The sequence below is a fragment of the Streptomyces sp. NPDC006739 genome (assembly GCF_042869815.1).
Taxonomy (GTDB): domain Bacteria; phylum Actinomycetota; class Actinomycetes; order Streptomycetales; family Streptomycetaceae; genus Streptomyces.
The window spans coordinates 276,467-290,004 of the sequence record NZ_JBIAGM010000008.1; the positions used below are offsets into that span (position 1 = coordinate 276,467).

16 protein-coding genes and 1 pseudogene are annotated in these 13,538 nt (G+C 72.5%); 7 read left to right on the forward strand and 10 right to left on the reverse strand.

The annotated features are described in order from the left end of the window. Positions 1-4: 4 nt before the first annotated feature. Both ACFYMM_RS18840 and ACFYMM_RS18845 read right to left on the reverse strand, forming a co-directional pair. On the reverse strand, positions 5-1,138 hold the full coding sequence (locus tag ACFYMM_RS18840) for a LacI family DNA-binding transcriptional regulator (RefSeq protein WP_388387788.1): 1,134 nt from the start codon (positions 1,136-1,138) through the stop codon (positions 5-7). A 125-nt stretch (positions 1,139-1,263) separates the two neighbouring features. Continuing rightward, positions 1,264-1,962 carry a LuxR C-terminal-related transcriptional regulator gene (locus tag ACFYMM_RS18845; RefSeq protein ID WP_388387790.1) on the reverse strand — a complete coding sequence of 233 codons (699 nt, stop codon included), beginning with the start codon at positions 1,960-1,962 and terminating at the stop codon, positions 1,264-1,266. Between the two features lie 200 nt (positions 1,963-2,162). Between ACFYMM_RS18845 and ACFYMM_RS18850 the strand changes: the two genes are divergently transcribed. Then, a complete protein-coding gene (locus ACFYMM_RS18850; protein WP_388387792.1) occupies positions 2,163-2,831 on the forward strand; it encodes a TetR/AcrR family transcriptional regulator in 669 nt (222 codons plus the stop codon). Positions 2,832-2,897: 66 nt separating this feature from the next. Further along, positions 2,898-3,059: a hypothetical protein gene (locus ACFYMM_RS18855; RefSeq protein ID WP_388387794.1), complete on the forward strand. Its 162-nt coding sequence runs from the start codon at positions 2,898-2,900 to the stop codon at positions 3,057-3,059. Positions 3,060-3,132: 73 nt separating this feature from the next. Here the strand turns inward: ACFYMM_RS18855 and ACFYMM_RS18860 are convergent, their stop codons facing one another. Continuing rightward, positions 3,133-3,828 (reverse strand): transcriptional regulator, encoded by a 696-nt coding sequence (locus tag ACFYMM_RS18860; protein ID WP_388387796.1) that lies wholly within the window; start codon positions 3,826-3,828, stop codon positions 3,133-3,135. A gap of 94 nt (positions 3,829-3,922) precedes the next feature. On the opposite strand from ACFYMM_RS18860, the gene ACFYMM_RS18865 reads away from it, so the two are divergent. The 4 genes from ACFYMM_RS18865 (at position 3,923) to pqqB (ending at position 7,668) form a co-directional block, all read left to right on the forward strand. Next, complete coding sequence (locus ACFYMM_RS18865; protein WP_388387798.1) at positions 3,923-4,891, forward strand: threo-3-hydroxy-L-aspartate ammonia-lyase; 969 nt, start codon at positions 3,923-3,925, stop codon at positions 4,889-4,891. A gap of 234 nt (positions 4,892-5,125) precedes the next feature. Beyond that, positions 5,126-5,521, forward strand: coding sequence for an SseB family protein (locus ACFYMM_RS18870; protein ID WP_388387800.1), 396 nt, complete (start codon positions 5,126-5,128; stop codon positions 5,519-5,521). Positions 5,522-5,599: 78 nt separating this feature from the next. Beyond that, positions 5,600-6,712, forward strand: coding sequence for a hypothetical protein (locus ACFYMM_RS18875; RefSeq protein WP_388387802.1), 1,113 nt, complete (start codon positions 5,600-5,602; stop codon positions 6,710-6,712). A 59-nt stretch (positions 6,713-6,771) separates the two neighbouring features. Continuing rightward, the gene (gene pqqB, locus ACFYMM_RS18880; RefSeq protein ID WP_388387804.1) at positions 6,772-7,668 is read left to right on the forward strand and encodes a pyrroloquinoline quinone biosynthesis protein PqqB; all 897 of its coding nucleotides are present in this window, start codon (positions 6,772-6,774) and stop codon (positions 7,666-7,668) included. 63 nt (positions 7,669-7,731) lie between these two features. On the opposite strand, the gene ACFYMM_RS18885 is transcribed toward pqqB, so the two are convergent. The 3 genes from ACFYMM_RS18885 to ACFYMM_RS18895 form a co-directional block, all read right to left on the reverse strand. Continuing rightward, positions 7,732-8,136, reverse strand: a complete 405-nt coding sequence (locus ACFYMM_RS18885; protein WP_388387806.1) for a MarR family winged helix-turn-helix transcriptional regulator — start codon at positions 8,134-8,136, stop codon at positions 7,732-7,734. 72 nt (positions 8,137-8,208) lie between these two features. Further along, on the reverse strand, positions 8,209-8,559 hold the full coding sequence (locus ACFYMM_RS18890; RefSeq protein ID WP_388387808.1) for a VOC family protein: 351 nt from the start codon (positions 8,557-8,559) through the stop codon (positions 8,209-8,211). A 141-nt stretch (positions 8,560-8,700) separates the two neighbouring features. Continuing rightward, positions 8,701-8,958, reverse strand: coding sequence for a hypothetical protein (locus ACFYMM_RS18895; protein ID WP_388387810.1), 258 nt, complete (start codon positions 8,956-8,958; stop codon positions 8,701-8,703). Between the two features lie 14 nt (positions 8,959-8,972). Here ACFYMM_RS18895 and ACFYMM_RS18900 point away from each other — a divergent pair. Beyond that, a pseudogene (locus ACFYMM_RS18900) lies at positions 8,973-9,326 on the forward strand (response regulator transcription factor); the annotation flags it as partial. A gap of 18 nt (positions 9,327-9,344) precedes the next feature. On the opposite strand, the gene ACFYMM_RS18905 reads toward ACFYMM_RS18900, so the two are convergent. Genes ACFYMM_RS18905 through ACFYMM_RS18920 form a run of 4 tightly spaced genes read right to left on the reverse strand, consistent with a single transcriptional unit; the run spans position 9,345 to position 13,517 of the window. Continuing rightward, entirely contained in the window at positions 9,345-10,376 is a 1,032-nt protein-coding gene (locus ACFYMM_RS18905) for a LacI family DNA-binding transcriptional regulator (protein WP_388387813.1), read from the reverse strand. Further along, positions 10,373-11,278, reverse strand: a complete 906-nt coding sequence (locus ACFYMM_RS18910; RefSeq protein WP_388387816.1) for a carbohydrate ABC transporter permease — start codon at positions 11,276-11,278, stop codon at positions 10,373-10,375. Before ACFYMM_RS18910 ends, ACFYMM_RS18905 begins: the two co-directional genes overlap by 4 nt. After that, positions 11,275-12,204: a carbohydrate ABC transporter permease gene (locus tag ACFYMM_RS18915; protein WP_388387818.1), complete on the reverse strand. Its 930-nt coding sequence runs from the start codon at positions 12,202-12,204 to the stop codon at positions 11,275-11,277. Before ACFYMM_RS18915 ends, ACFYMM_RS18910 begins: the two co-directional genes overlap by 4 nt. Beyond that, a complete protein-coding gene (locus ACFYMM_RS18920) occupies positions 12,201-13,517 on the reverse strand; it encodes an ABC transporter substrate-binding protein (protein WP_388387820.1) in 1,317 nt (438 codons plus the stop codon). Before ACFYMM_RS18920 ends, ACFYMM_RS18915 begins: the two co-directional genes overlap by 4 nt. Between the last annotated feature and the right edge of the window lie 21 nt (positions 13,518-13,538).

The following is a 13,538-nucleotide window of genomic DNA, read 5'->3' on the forward strand; positions in this document are numbered from 1 at the left end:
TGGGTCAGGCCGGCGACGTCGGCGACGAGGCCGCTCCGGCGCGCACTGCGGCCGTACCGGGCCCGGTGGGCGAGGATCCGGCCGTGCGGGTCCGGGACGGCGGTGGCGCGGTCGAGGCGCGGATGATCAGGTCGACCGGCGGGTCACCGGCGGGGAGGGGCTGTGCCGCCGGGTTCTCGATGGCGTGCACGAGGTGCTTGAGTCCCTCCTGTGCCACGGCGTCGAACGGCTGCCGCACCGTGGTCAGCGGAGGGGTCACGTAGGCGGCGACCGGAATGTCGTCGAAGCCGACGACGCTGACGTCCTGCGGCACGCGCCGTCCGGCCTCGGACAGCGCGCGGATCAGGCCGATCGCCATGTCGTCGTTGGCGGCGAACACGGCCGTGACAGCACCGTCCTCGGCCAGCGTGCGACCGGCCGCGTACCCGGAGGCGGCGGACCAGTCGCCCTCGACGACCGGCGGCACATCCCGGCCGTGCGCGTCGAGCGTGGCCCGCCATCCCGCCAGCCGGTCGCGGGCGGCGTACCACCGCTGGGGGCCGGCCAGGTGATGGACCGTCGTGTGCCCGAGGTCCAGCAGATGTCCGGTGGCCGTACCGGCCATCACATCGGCTCCGCCGCCCGCGCTCAGCACGGTGGGGGAGGTGACGGGCGACGGAGCGCCGAGGAAGAGGACCGGGACGTCGACGCGGAGGAAGACGTCCGCTTCCGGCCCCTCCTCGTCGATCGGCTCGGAGACGACGATGCCGTCCACGCCCTGGTCGAGGAGCGAGTCCACGGCACCGGCGACGCCCGCCGGGTCGCCCTCCACCGTGTTGACCACACGCAGCGCGTAGCCCGTGTCCCGTACGACGCGTTCGACGCCCATGAGCAGCGAGGCCGGCCCGTACAGGGCCGTGCCCAGCGTCACCACGCCGATGGAGCGGGTGCGCCCCGAGGCCAGTGCCCGGGCGGCGTTGTTGCGCCGGTAGCCGAGCTGCGCGGCGGCCTCGAGGACGCGCCGGCGGACGTCGGCGGAGACGTACGGCTCGTCGTTGAAGACCCTGGACACGGTCTTCTGGGAGACGCCGGCCAGCCGGGCCACGTCCACGCTGCGGGGTGCGGCGGGGTTCCCGCCCCGTCCTGTCCCTCGCGTCATGGCGTCTCCCGGTGACCGCAGTGTTCGCGCCCATCATGTCAGAACCCGACCGGCTGACTGCGTAGACATATCGGCCTGTCATGTCGGCGCATGCAGGTCAGGTGTCCGGGCCGGGCCGGCCGGGTTCAGGCCGCCGGGCGTACCAGGCCGGTCTCGTAGGCGTAGGCCACCGCTTGTACCCGGGCGCGGGCGCCGATCTTGGCGAGGATGTGGCTGACGTGGGACTTGACCGTGGTCGGTGCGATGGACAGGCGGTCGGCGATCTCGGCGTTGGACCAGCCGGAGGCGACGGCGGTCAGGACGTCGCGTTCGCGTCCCGTGAAGGCGTCCAGGCCGCTGCCCCGCTCGGCGGGGCGGACGGGGGTCTCCTGACGGACGGCGTCGATGAGGGCGCGGGTCAGTCCGGATGTGATGACGGCGTCCCCGGCGGCCACGACATGGAGCGCGGCGGTCAGTTCGTCCGGGGTGGCGTCGTCGAGGAGGAATCCGCCGGCCCCGGCGCGCAGAGCGGCGTAGGCGTGCGCCTCCTGGCCGGAGGGGAGCAGGACCAGTACGCGGGGAGGCGGTGCCTGCCTGCCGCCGGGTTCGGCGGGCAGGGCGAGGAGGGGAGGGCGCGTGACGCGGTGGATGACCTCGGCGCCGTCCGGCGCGGACAGCCGGCCGTCCAGCAGGACGACGTCGGGACGCAGCGCCGCGCTCAGGCGAACCGCTTCCGCCCCGCTCGCCGCCTCGCCCACGACGTCGAGGTCGGGATCGGCGGCGAGCAGCATGCGCAGGCCGAGGCGCTGCAGCGACTCGCCGGTGACGATGAGTACGGAGACCATGGCTGTCGTTCTCCATGTGACCCTGCTAAACGAAACGGTTTCGTTTAGTCCGGGTCCAGGATATCTCCGGGCGTCATCGAAACGGCACCGTTTCTTTTATGGTGTGGGTCACATCGGGCAGGGGTTTCGACGGCGGCCGATCACGGACGTGCTCCCTGCCAGAATGGAGCCGCCGCACGTTCCGCTCCTTCGAGATTGCCGTGACCAAGCCCGTCGCCCGCGAGCCGCAGCGCCGCAACGCGCGGTCCAACCGGGTGCGCATCCTGGCCACGGCCCGCCGGGAGTTCGGGCGCGACCCGGACATCACCCTGGAGGAGCTGGCGCGCGCCGCCGGTGTCGTACGGCGCACCCTGTTCGGACACTTCCCCGGGCGCGCCGCGCTCCTGGAGGCCCTCGCCGAGGAGGCCTCCGAGAGTCTGCGCGGTGTGGTGGCGGCGGCCGGAGAGCCGGCGCCGCGGCCGGCCGAGGAGGCGCTCGCGGGCTTCGTGCTCTCCGTGTGGCCGGTGGGGGACCGCTACCGGATGCTCCTGTCCCTGGCCCGGCGCGACCTCGGTGCGGACCGCGTGGCCGAGATCCTGGCACCGGCCCGCGACGCGGCCACCGGCATCCTCCTCAGGGGGCAGCGCGACGGCGTCTTCCACACCCATCTGCCGCCGGACGTGCTGAGCGCCGCCCTGGAAGCGATGACGATCGCCCTGCTGGAGTCGGTCAACACCGGGGCGCTGCGGGACGACGGCACGCGAGGCGCGGTCGCCGCGCTCATCGCCGCCGGCGTCGCCGAGGCGCGGGCCCGGGCCGTGGTCGACGCCGTGGCGTCCGCCGCGCAGCCGGCCGACGGCGACGCGTGGGCTCACCTGTCGCCGGGGTGATGGACCGCAGGTCCGGCGGGTACTCGGCGGTTGCTCGGGTCGACCCCCAGCACCGGGAGGCACCGGATGAGCGAGTACACCACCCCTTCCCAGGCGGAGGGCGAGCCGGAACCCGCCGACGTCGAGCCCGCGCAGGCCGACCGGCGCGACGCCGCGGAGCCGCCCCGCACCACACCCTCGCAGGCCGAGGGCGAGGCCGAGGAGGACGGCGACGCACAGCTCGGCTGAAAAGCCTGCCGGCGGCAGGGACGAACGGAGCGGCGGGGACGGTGAGGGTGACGGCGTCCGACGCCGGCGAGGGTCAGTCCGCGGGCGTGTCACGGGCGGCGGCCAGATAGGTGTAGGCCGAGGCGCGGGAGATGCCGAGCCGGGTCGCGACCTGCTGGACCGCGCCGCGCACGGCGAACACCCCGCGCCGGTCGAGGTCGCGGAACAGCTCCAGGCGGCCGGCCCGGCCGAGCCGGCTCCACTCCTTGTTGTCGCGCAGTTGGCGGGCGTCCACGATCGCGTCCAGCACGGCACCGATGTCGTCACCGAAGGTGGTGGTCGGCAGACCGGCGGCCGGGCCCGTCACGCCGGCGAGTTCCCCGATCAGCGTGTGCACCTGGTTGACGGCGGTGACGTCGAGGTTCACGCACAGTGCGCCGAACACCGTGCCGCGGGCATCGCGCAGGAGCATGGTCGAGGACTTGACCAGCTTCCCGTCCGCCGTCCGGGTGAGGTAGTTCAGCTCGTCGCTCGCCCGGTCCCCGCCGGCCAGCAGTCGCATGCCGATCTCGCTCATGGATCCGCCCACCCCGCGCCCGGTGACCGAACCCGCCAGCGCCACGATGGAGTTCTCGGGCCGGCGGAAGTCGTGGATCACCACTTCGCACAAGGAGCCGAGGCTCGCGGCGATCCCGTCGATCACCGGGGTGAGCGCGCCGATGATCGCGTCCTGCTCGGCCACCGCCGCCGCGGCGGCCCTCCCGTTCTGCTCTGTCCGCGCGTCTGTCATCCGCTCGCCTTCGGCAGGGTCTGGACTTTCCATCCATATGCTAGACAATAATTCCAGACCCAGTGCTCAGGTGCCTCAGAACGGAGTACGGCCCATGCCCGACACCCAGCGCGTGACCCTCCAGGACGTCCGTGACGCCGCGGAGCGGATCAGCGGTGCGGCCCACCGCACGCCCGTCCTGCGCTCGCGCACCCTGGACGCGCTGGTCGGCGCCGAGGTGTTCCTCAAGTGCGAGAACCTCCAGCGGATGGGCGCCTTCAAGTTCCGCGGCGCCTACAACGCCGCCTCCCGGCTGCGCGCCGAGCAGTTGGCCAAGGGCATCGCCGCCTACTCCTCCGGCAACCACGCACAGGCCGTCGCCCTGGCTGCCCGGGAACTCGGTACCAGCGCCGTCATCGTGATGCCCTCGGACGCGCCGCGCGCCAAGCTGGAGGCGACCGCCGGATACGGGGCGGAGATCGTCACCTACGACCGCTGCACCGAGGACCGGGTGGCCATCGGCGAGGCCCTCGCCGCCGAACGCGGCCTGGCGCTGATCCCCCCGTACGAGCATCCCCACGTCATCGCCGGGCAGGGCACGGCCGCCCTCGAACTCATCGAGGAAGTGGGGGAGTTGGACGCCCTGGTCGTCCCGGTCGGGGGCGGCGGGCTGATCGCCGGCTGTGCCACCGCCGCCAAGGCGCTGCTGCCCGCGATCCGGGTCGTCGGAGTCGAGCCGGAGGCCGGGGACGACACCAAGCGGTCCCTGGAGGCGGGCCGGCGCGTGTCCGTTCCGCTGCCCCGTACGATCGCCGACGGTCAGGCCGCGGACATCCCCGGGGAGCTCACCTTCTCCGTCAACCGCCTTCTGGTGGACGGGATTTCACTGGTCGGCGACGATCACCTCCGGGACGCGATGAGGTTCGCCTTCGAACGGCTGAAGACCGTCCTCGAACCGAGCGGCGCCAGCGCCCTGGCCGCGCTTCTCGCCCACCGCGTCGACGCCCTGCCGCGCCGGGTCGGCGTCATCCTCTCCGGAGGAAACGTCGGTGCCGAGCGGTTCGCCGAACTCCTCGGCCGGTGAAGCGCGGGCGCGGACGCCCGGGCCCGACGTGAGCGGCACCGACCGCAAGATCTTCATGAGCCTTCTAGGTGACGCCCTCGCGGAGGCACCGCGTGGGCGCCGTGGCGGCGCTGGGCGTACGAGCCGGGAAGCCCGTGCGCATGGCCCGGCCCCGACCGGGTACGCGAGCCGGAGCACACCCGGTGCCCACGGCTCCGGGCGGACCGTAAGACCGCCGCTACCTGGGGATCTGCCATGGAGACACCCGCACACGACGACCTTCCGACGCCGGCCCAGCGGGCGCTCGACGCGCTGGCCGAGAACGCCGAGGACCAGGCCGCACTGGACGCGCTCGCCCACAGCGACGTGCTCGTCCCGGTGCCGGACGACGCCGGGGACACGTCCGCCGACCCCTCGGCGGTCGCCCTGCCCGTGCTGGAACAGCCCGGAGGCGAGCCGGTCGTCCCCGTGTTCACCTCGGAGGGGACGATGGCCGACCTGCTGCCGTTCGTCTCCCGCTACCGCCTGGTGCCGCTGGGCGCCCTCGCCTCGCAGTGGCCGGACGAAAACCTCTCGCTCGCCATCGACGGCAGCTCATCCCACGCCCTGACCCTCACCTCGGAGGGGGTGCGCACCCTGCTGGCACGGTAACCGGCCGGCGCCGGACGGCGCCGGGCCCCCGCTCGTCCTCGCGGCGATCCGCGGAGCACCGCGGGACACAATGACCGCATGGAATGGATCGCCGGCCTGGCCGGGGGACTGGTGCTGGCACTCGTCCTCAGCAGTGTCCTGCGCACCCTGGTGGTGCCCCGCGGCCTCTACTCCGCGCTGGTGTTCCGCCTGTGGTGGACCCTGCGCAGGCTGCTGAGGCTGGCCAGTCTCCGCGGTGGCTACGAGGCGGTGGACCGCGCCCAGACCTGGCTCGCCCCGCTGGTGCTGATCGGCATGCTCACCAGCTGGCTCGGCGGCGCCCTGCTGGCCTTCGGGCTGCTGCTGTACGCCTTGTCCCCGCTCTCCTGGCACACCGCCTTCCGGGAGGCGGGCTCCAGCCTCTTCACCCTCGGCTTCGCCGGCGGCGACCGGCTGCGACTGTCCGCCCTCGACTTCGTCGCCGCGGCCACCGGCCCCGTCGTCATCGCCCTGCAGATCGCCTACCTGCCGACCCTCTACGCCGCCTACAACCGCCGCGAACTGGAGGTCACCCTCCTGCAGTCCCGGGCCGGCGAGCCCGCCTGGGGCCCGGAGATCCTGGCCCGGCAGTGGCTGGTCGACACCGAGACCGCCCTGCCGGAGCTGTACCGCTCCTGGGAGCGGCTCGCCTCCGACATGGGCGAGAGCCATTCCACGTACCCCGTCCTGCTGACCTTCCGCTCCCCGCGCCCGCACCGCAGCTGGCTGGTCGGCCTGGTCGCCGTCATGGACGCGGCCGCCCTGCAGCTCGCGCTCACCCCCCGCCCGGCCCCGCCGGAGGCCCGCCTGGTGCTGCGCGCCGGCTTCACCGCCCTGCGTGACATCGCCCGCGCGCTGCGGCTGCCCTTCGACCCCGATCCGGCCCCGGACAGCCCGGTCCGGCTGACCTTCGCCGAGTTCGACGCCGCGGTCGCGCTGCTGGAGGCGGCCGGTTTCCGGGCCGAGCGGACCAGCAAGGAGGCATGGCCGCACTTCCAGGGCTGGCGGGTGAACTACGAGTCCCTCGCCTACGAGCTGTGCCGGCGCTGCGACGCCGTGCCCGGCCTGTGGACCGGCCCCCGCGACTTCCCGGGCAGCCCCATCCCGCCCCGGCGCCCCATGGACCGGAGACCCGGCGAAGATCGGCCGGAACTGCCCCCCGCCGACAGGTAGTCCGGGCGCCGAGGACGGGAAGGTCCCAGCGGAGGGACCGGGCGAGGGCGAAGGAGCGGATGCTCGTGAGGGTCGTCCTGCTGGGCACCGCCGCCGGGGGCGGCTTCCCGCAGTGGAACTGCGCCTGCGCCCTGTGCACGGCCGCCCGGGACGGCACACTGCCCTCCCGTACGCAGGAAGGCGCGGCGGTCACCGGCAACGGACGCGACTGGTGGCTGCTCAACGCCTCGCCCGACCTGCGCACCCAGCTCACCGCCACCCCCGCGCTGCGGCCCGGCCCGGGCCCCCGTCAGAGCCCGCTGCGCGGTGTGCTGCTCACCGATGCCGAGGCCGACCACGTCACGGGCCTGACCGTGCTGCGCGGGGCGCCCGGCCTGAGGATCTACGCGGCGGCGCCGGTCCTCGCCGCGCTCGCCCCCGTCCGCGCGGCCCTGGACCGCTACGCCCCCTGGACCTGGACCGACAGTCTGTCCGACGGCGGATTCGTGCTGGCCGGCGGGCTGGTCGTCACGGCCCGCCCGGTGGGCGCCAAGACACCCAAGTACCTGCCGGCGGCCATGGCGCGGCCCGCCGACGCCTGGGTGACGGCCTACCGGGTGGAGGATCTGGCCACCGGCGGAGTCCTGGTGTACGCGCCCTGTGTCGGTGTCTGGACGCCCGGGCTGGACGAACTGCTGTCCGAGGCCGACTGCGTGCTGCTCGACGGAACCTTCTACGCGGCCGACGAGATGGGCACGGCCGTGGGCGCGCGCTCCGGGCAGGCGGCCATGGGACACCTGCCGGTCACCGGGCCGTCCGGCACCCTGGCCGCGCTGGCCCGCCACCCCCGCCCGCGCCGGATCTACACCCACCTCAACAACACGAACCCCTTGCTCGACCCGGCCTCCCCGGCCCGCGCGCGGGTGGCCGGGATGGGGATCGAGGTCCTGCCGGACGGCGCCGAGTCGGCGCTCTGAACGGGGCCGGGCCGGCTCCGGCCGCTCCGGCGGAGGGACCGGGACGGGGCCGGGGGGCCCGGGTCAGCTCCGGCCTGGGGCCGCTGTCAGCATGCGCTCCAGTACCGCGCGTTGCAGCGGCAGTACCTCGCCGTGCAGCTCGCGGCCCCTGCGGGTGAGGGTCACCCACACCCCGCGCCGGTCCTCCGCGCACACCGACCGCTCGACCAGGCCGTCCTTCTCCAGCCGCCCGATCAGCCGGGACAGCGCGCTCTGGCTGAGATGGACCCGTCCGACCAGGTTCTGCACCCGGCACTGGTCACCCTCCCGGGCCGACTCGGAGGCAAGGATGTCCAGCACCTCGAAGTCGCTCGCGCCCAGGCCGTGCGGATGCAGGACGCGGTCGATCTCGCACATCGTGCGCGCGTGCACCGACAGGATGTCCCGCCACTGTGCCTCCAGCCGCGCGCCGGCCGTCTTGACTGCCATACCCGCACCGTAGCACCGATCCGGCCATTCGTTGAGTGTGCAACTAGTGCGGGTGCAAGCAGTCGTACGGGTTCAGGAGGCCGGGTCCTGGAGCAGCCCCACCAGGTTGCCGTCCGCGTCCTTCACCGAGGCGATCAGCCGGCCGCCGCCCACGTCCTGCGCGTCCTGGAGCAGTTCGGCACCCGACTCCACCAGGGCCGCGAGCCGCTCGCGGAGATCGGTGACGTGCCAGTAGGGCACCGGCCCGGTCATGCCCTTGGAGTGCCCGTTCGGGTCGAGACCGACGTCCTGCCCGGCGGCCTTGAAGCCGACGTAGTAGGGCTCGTCCGCGTACGGCTCGACGCCCAGCAGGGTGGTGAACAGCGCCTTGGCCCCTGCCAGGTCCTTGACGGGGTAGATGATCGTCTGGACGCCTGCGGTCATGGAACTCACTCCTTCGAGGTGCGTGCGCCGACGCGTTCGCGCCGGTGCCCTCACGCTAGGACGGGGGAGCCCGCCACCGCTTCTCCGATCCTGACCGGTTGCGGCGCGGGCTTCCCCCCGGGCACATCCCGCCCCCCGGCCTCACTCGCTGCGCAGCACCTCCGCCACGGTCAGCCGGGCCGCCCGCCGGGCCGGTACGAGCGCGCCGAGCACCGCGATCACCACTCCGGCCAGGGCCGGCAGGGCCAGCTGCGGGGCGTGCCAGACGTCCGTCATGTACGACGGCAGGGTGATGTCGACGGCCGCCGCCGTCCGGGGCACCACCAGCTGGTGGGCGGCCATGCCGAGCGGAACGTCGAGCAGGGAACCCACCGCGCCGAGCACCGCCATGGAGGTCACGTCACCACCGTCACCTGCCGCGGGTCACCCCGGAACACCTGGCCGCCGCCATGCGCCTGGTCGACACCGGCGACGCGCTGCCGGCCCCGTCCATCACCCGGCGTCTGGTGGAGCGGTACGCGGCCGAGGCCGGCCGGCCCCCCTCCGTGCCGGCCGACCTCGCCGCCCTCACGCCCCGTGAACTGGAGGTGCTCACCCTGATGGGCCGCGGCCTGTCCAACACGGAGCTGGCCGCGCAGCTCACCCTGAGCGAGGCCACGATCAAGTCCCACGTGGCCCGGATCTTCGCCAAGCTCGCCCTGCGCGACCGGGCCCAGGCGGTCGTCCTCGCCTACGAGACGGGGCCGGTCAGACCGGGCGAGCGCTGACCGGCCCGGTCCGCCCGGTCAGGTGGACTCGCGGCGCACCAGCACCGTCGGCAGGATCACCGCCGCCGGGTCCTCGCCGCCGATCTGGGCCAGCAGCACCCGCACCATCTCGGCGCTGATCCGGTCCCAGGGCTGCCGGATGGTGGTCAGGGCCGGGGTGGCGGCGGTCGCCGCCGGGGAGTCGTCGAAACCGCCGACGGCGATGTCGTCCGGCACCCGCTTCCCGGCCCGCCGCAGCGCGGCCAGCACCCCCTGCGCCATCAGGTCGGAGGCGACGAACACGGCGTCCATGTCGGGGGCCTGGGCCAGCAGCCGTTCCGCGCCCGCCTCGCCGCTGGCCCGGCTGTAGTCGCCGGAGACGATCAGCCGCTCGTCGGCCTCGACGCCCGCCTCGGCGAGCACCTCCTTGTAGCCGGCGAGCCGCTCCACACCGCCCGGGGTGTCCAGCGGGCCGGTGACCACGCCGATCCGGCGCCGGCCCAGCGACAGCAGATGGCGCACCATGTCCCGGGCGCCGTCGCGGTCGTCAGCGGCCACGTAACTCACCTTCGAACCGAGGCCGATGGGTTTGCCGCAGGCCACCAGCGGCACGCCCGCTTCCCGCAGTTCCTCGGCGACCGGGTCCCCGGAGTGGCTGGAGACCAGCAGCACCCCGTCGACGTGTCCGGCCGTGATGTACCGCGTGATGCGCCGCCGTTCGTCCTCGGTGCCGGCCAGCATCAGCAGCAGCGGCACGTCGTGCGCGGCCAGGGCCTGGGTGCACCCGCGCAGCAGCACGTTGAAGTTGGGGTCCTCGAAGAACCGCTCCTGCGGCTCGGTCAGCAGGAAACCGACGGAGTCGGACCGTCCGGTGATCAGCGAGCGGGCGTGCCGGTTGACGACGTACCCGGTCTTGCGGATCGCCGCGTTCACCGCCTCCTGGGCGGTGGGGCTGACGTAGTGGCCGCCGTTGAGCACACGTGAGACGGTGCCGCGGGAGACGCCCGCCTCGCGCGCCACGTCGTGGATCGTCGGCGGTCTGCGCCGGCCCCCCGTATTGCTCATGGTCATGACTTTACGGCTCCGGAGAGCAGGTCGAGGCTCCAGAACCGCTGGACGACCAGGAAGAGCGCGATCAGCGGCAGGATCGCCAGACCGGCACCGGTGATCACCAGGGTGTACAGCGCCGGGGTGTTGGCGCCCTGTTCCAGCAGGGTGTACAGACCGAGCGGGAGCGGGAACTTCTCGTCGTCGCTCAGCATGATGTACGGCAGCAGGAAGTTGTTCCACACCGCGACGAACTGGAACAGGAACACCGTGACCATGCCGGGGATCATCATCGGCAGCGCGATCCGGGTGAAGATCCGCCACTCGCTCGCCCCGTCCATCCGGCCCGCCTCGACCACGTCACCCGGGACGGCGGCGGCCGCGTAGATGCGCGAGAGGTAGACGCCGTACGGGGAGAGGATCTGCGGCAGCAGGACCGACAGGTAGGAGTCGGTGAGGTCGGCCTTCGCCAGCAGCAGGTACTGCGGGATGGCGAGGATCACCGGCGGCATCAGGACGCCCGCGAGCAGGACGTTGAACACCGACTCGCGGCCCCTGAAGCGGTAGGTCGCCAGCGCGTAGCCGCTGAACGCCGACACGGCGGTCGACACCAGGGCGCCGAGACCGGCGTACAGGGCGGAGTTGCCCATCCACTTCCAGTAGATGCCGCCCCGGTAGGCGCTCAGTTCCTTGATGTTGCTCGCCAGACCGCTGCCCGGCAGGAAGGTGAAGGTGGAGAACAGCTCGCTGCCGGACTTGGTGGAGGCGACCACCACCCAGGCCACCGGGAGCAGCGTGTAGATCGCGCCGAGCAGCAGGGTGATCGTCGGGACCAGGGCGATCCGGCGGCGCAGCGGCGGGCCCTGGGCGGTCCCGGGTGCGGTGCCCGCGGTCGGGGCGACCTTGCGGACGGCAAGAGAACTCATCGTGCTGCTGCCTCCTGCTTGTTACGGCGGTTCGCGGCCCGGAGGAACCCGAAGGAAAGGACCAGGGTGACCAGGGCGATCAGCGTCGCCTCGGCGGCGGCCGAGTAGACGTCGTTGCGGCCGAAGGCGTCCTGGTACACCTTCATCAGCGGACTCCACGTCGTGTTGACGGAGTTGGTGAGCGGCTTGAGGGTGGTCGGCTCGTTGAACACCTGGAGCGTCGCGATGATCGAGAAGAAGAAGGTCAGCACCAGCGAGGGAGCCACCATCGGGATCTTGATCCGCAGGGCGATCTGCGTCGGGGTGGCGCCGTCCAGCGTGGCCGCCTCGTACACCTCGGCCGGAATGGCCTTCAGCGCGGTGTAGATGACGATCATGTTGAAGCCGGTGCCGCCCCACACCGCGATGTTCGACAGGGCGAGGTAGAGCGGGCCGCCGTCCAGCAGGTTGGGCTGCGGCAGGTGCAGCTTCTGCAGCAGGTAGTAGAACGGGCTGACGTCGGGCAGGTACAGGAAGCCCCACAGCAGCGCGGCCACGACGCCGGGGATGGCGTACGGCAGGAAGATCGCGAGCCGGGTGAACGGGGCGAGGCGCACCTTGTCGCTGTCCAGCATCAGGGCGAACAGCAGGGCCAGGCCCAGCATCACGGGGATCACGATGCAGCCGTAGCCGAGCACCCGCAGGGCGCCGTGCAGCAGTTCGCTGTCCTGGAAGGCCTGGGTGTAGTTCTCGAGGCCGGCCCAGACCTCGTCCCGCGCACCGGCGCCCAGGCCGAGGCCGGAGACGTGCACCTTGCGGAAGCTGAGCCAGACCGCGTACCCGATGGGGAGCGCGAAGAAGAGGGCGAAGAGGACGGTGGCGGGGAGGAGGAAGACGTAGGGGGCCCCCTTGACCCCGTACGCCTTCCGGCCGGCGGGGCTGGTCACCGGGAGACCCCGAAGCCCTGCTTCTTCATGTCGGCGACCGTGTCGTCCTGCATCTTGTTCAGGGCGGCCACGAAGTCCGACTTGTTCTTCGCGGCGGCACCGAACGCGTCGTTGAAGGAGGTGTAGGCGACGTTCACGTTCGGCCCCCAGGCGGAGGGCGCGGTGGTCTTCGCGATGTCGGCGGCCTGGGTGTAGAAGTCGGCCTGGTTGGAGAAGTACGCGGGCGGGTTGGAGAAGGCGCCGCTGAGCTGGGCGGAGGTGGAGGCCGGGTAGATGCCGCTGTCCTTGGCCAGGGCGTTGAGCGCGTCACCGTCGGTGTTCAGCCAGGCGGCGAACTTGGCGGCGGCGGCCTGGTGCGGGGAGTCGGTGGTCACGGCGGTCGAGGAGCCGCCCCAGCTGCCGGTGACGTCCTTGTCCAGGGACCACTGGGGGAGCGGGGCCATGGCCCACTTGCCCTTGGTGTCCGGCGCGGCGGTGGTCAGCGTGCCCGGCGCCCACACGGCGCTGACCCAGGCGATCTGCTTGCCGGTGTCGAGCGCCTTGTTCCAGGCCGGGGTGTACATCGGCTGGTTGTCGATGGCACCCTCCTTGACCAGGCCGCCCCAGAAGCCGGCGACCTTCTGGGTGGCCGCGTCGTTGATGGCGACCTTCCACTTGTCACCGGAGGTGGTCCACCACTTGGCGCCGGCCTGCTGGGCGAGGCCCGCGAAGAGACCGGAGTCGTTGGCGGAGAACGTGGTCAGGTCCTTGTCCGGGGCCTTCTTCTTCAGGTCACGGGCGGTCTGGGCGAACTGGTCCCAGGTGGCCGGGACCTTCAGGCCGTACTTCTTGAAGAGGTCCTGGCGGTAGTAGAACATCATCGGGCCGATGTCCTGCGGCACCGCGTAGACCGCGTCCGTGCCCAGTGTGGTCTGCTGCCAGACGCCGTCGGCGAACTCGCCCTTGATCCGGCCGACCTCCTTGGAGATGTCGGCCAGCGCGTTGTTGCTGACCAGGGTCGGCAGCGCCTGGTACTCGGCCTGCACCAGATCGGGGGCCTTCTTCGCCTTGTGCGCGGTGAGGATCTTGGTGACCAGCGTGTCGCCGGACGCCTGCTTCTTCACCGTGACGGTGATCTGGTCCTTCTTGCCCGGGCCCTTGTTCCACAGGTCCACGACCTTGTCCATGCCGGGCGTCCAGGTCCAGTACGTCAGCGAGACCGGACCGGATTCGGCCTTGCTGTCGTCGGACGAGCCGCAGGCGGCGAGGGCGGTGGCGCCGAGCGAGACGGCTACGGCGGTTGTCACGAGGCGGCGGCGCTTCGTGTGCGGCATGGATCTCTCCCCTGACCTGGG

Bases quoted from the DNA above. Each gene is read 5' to 3' on its own strand.
- ACFYMM_RS18840 (WP_388387788.1), bottom strand. From the start codon at position 1,138: ATGACGCGAGGGACAGGACGGGGCGGGAACCCCGCCGCACCCCGCAGC.
- ACFYMM_RS18845 (WP_388387790.1), bottom strand. From the start codon at position 1,962: ATGGTCTCCGTACTCATCGTCACCGGCGAGTCGCTGCAGCGCCTCGGC.
- ACFYMM_RS18855 (WP_388387794.1), top strand. From the start codon at position 2,898: ATGAGCGAGTACACCACCCCTTCCCAGGCGGAGGGCGAGCCGGAACCC.
- ACFYMM_RS18860 (WP_388387796.1), bottom strand. From the start codon at position 3,828: ATGACAGACGCGCGGACAGAGCAGAACGGGAGGGCCGCCGCGGCGGCG.
- ACFYMM_RS18865 (WP_388387798.1), top strand. From the start codon at position 3,923: ATGCCCGACACCCAGCGCGTGACCCTCCAGGACGTCCGTGACGCCGCG.
- ACFYMM_RS18870 (WP_388387800.1), top strand. From the start codon at position 5,126: ATGGAGACACCCGCACACGACGACCTTCCGACGCCGGCCCAGCGGGCG.
- ACFYMM_RS18875 (WP_388387802.1), top strand. From the start codon at position 5,600: ATGGAATGGATCGCCGGCCTGGCCGGGGGACTGGTGCTGGCACTCGTC.
- pqqB (WP_388387804.1), top strand. From the start codon at position 6,772: ATGCTCGTGAGGGTCGTCCTGCTGGGCACCGCCGCCGGGGGCGGCTTC.
- ACFYMM_RS18885 (WP_388387806.1), bottom strand. From the start codon at position 8,136: ATGGCAGTCAAGACGGCCGGCGCGCGGCTGGAGGCACAGTGGCGGGAC.
- ACFYMM_RS18890 (WP_388387808.1), bottom strand. From the start codon at position 8,559: ATGACCGCAGGCGTCCAGACGATCATCTACCCCGTCAAGGACCTGGCA.
- ACFYMM_RS18905 (WP_388387813.1), bottom strand. From the start codon at position 10,376: ATGACCATGAGCAATACGGGGGGCCGGCGCAGACCGCCGACGATCCAC.
- ACFYMM_RS18910 (WP_388387816.1), bottom strand. From the start codon at position 11,278: ATGAGTTCTCTTGCCGTCCGCAAGGTCGCCCCGACCGCGGGCACCGCA.
- ACFYMM_RS18920 (WP_388387820.1), bottom strand. From the start codon at position 13,517: ATGCCGCACACGAAGCGCCGCCGCCTCGTGACAACCGCCGTAGCCGTC.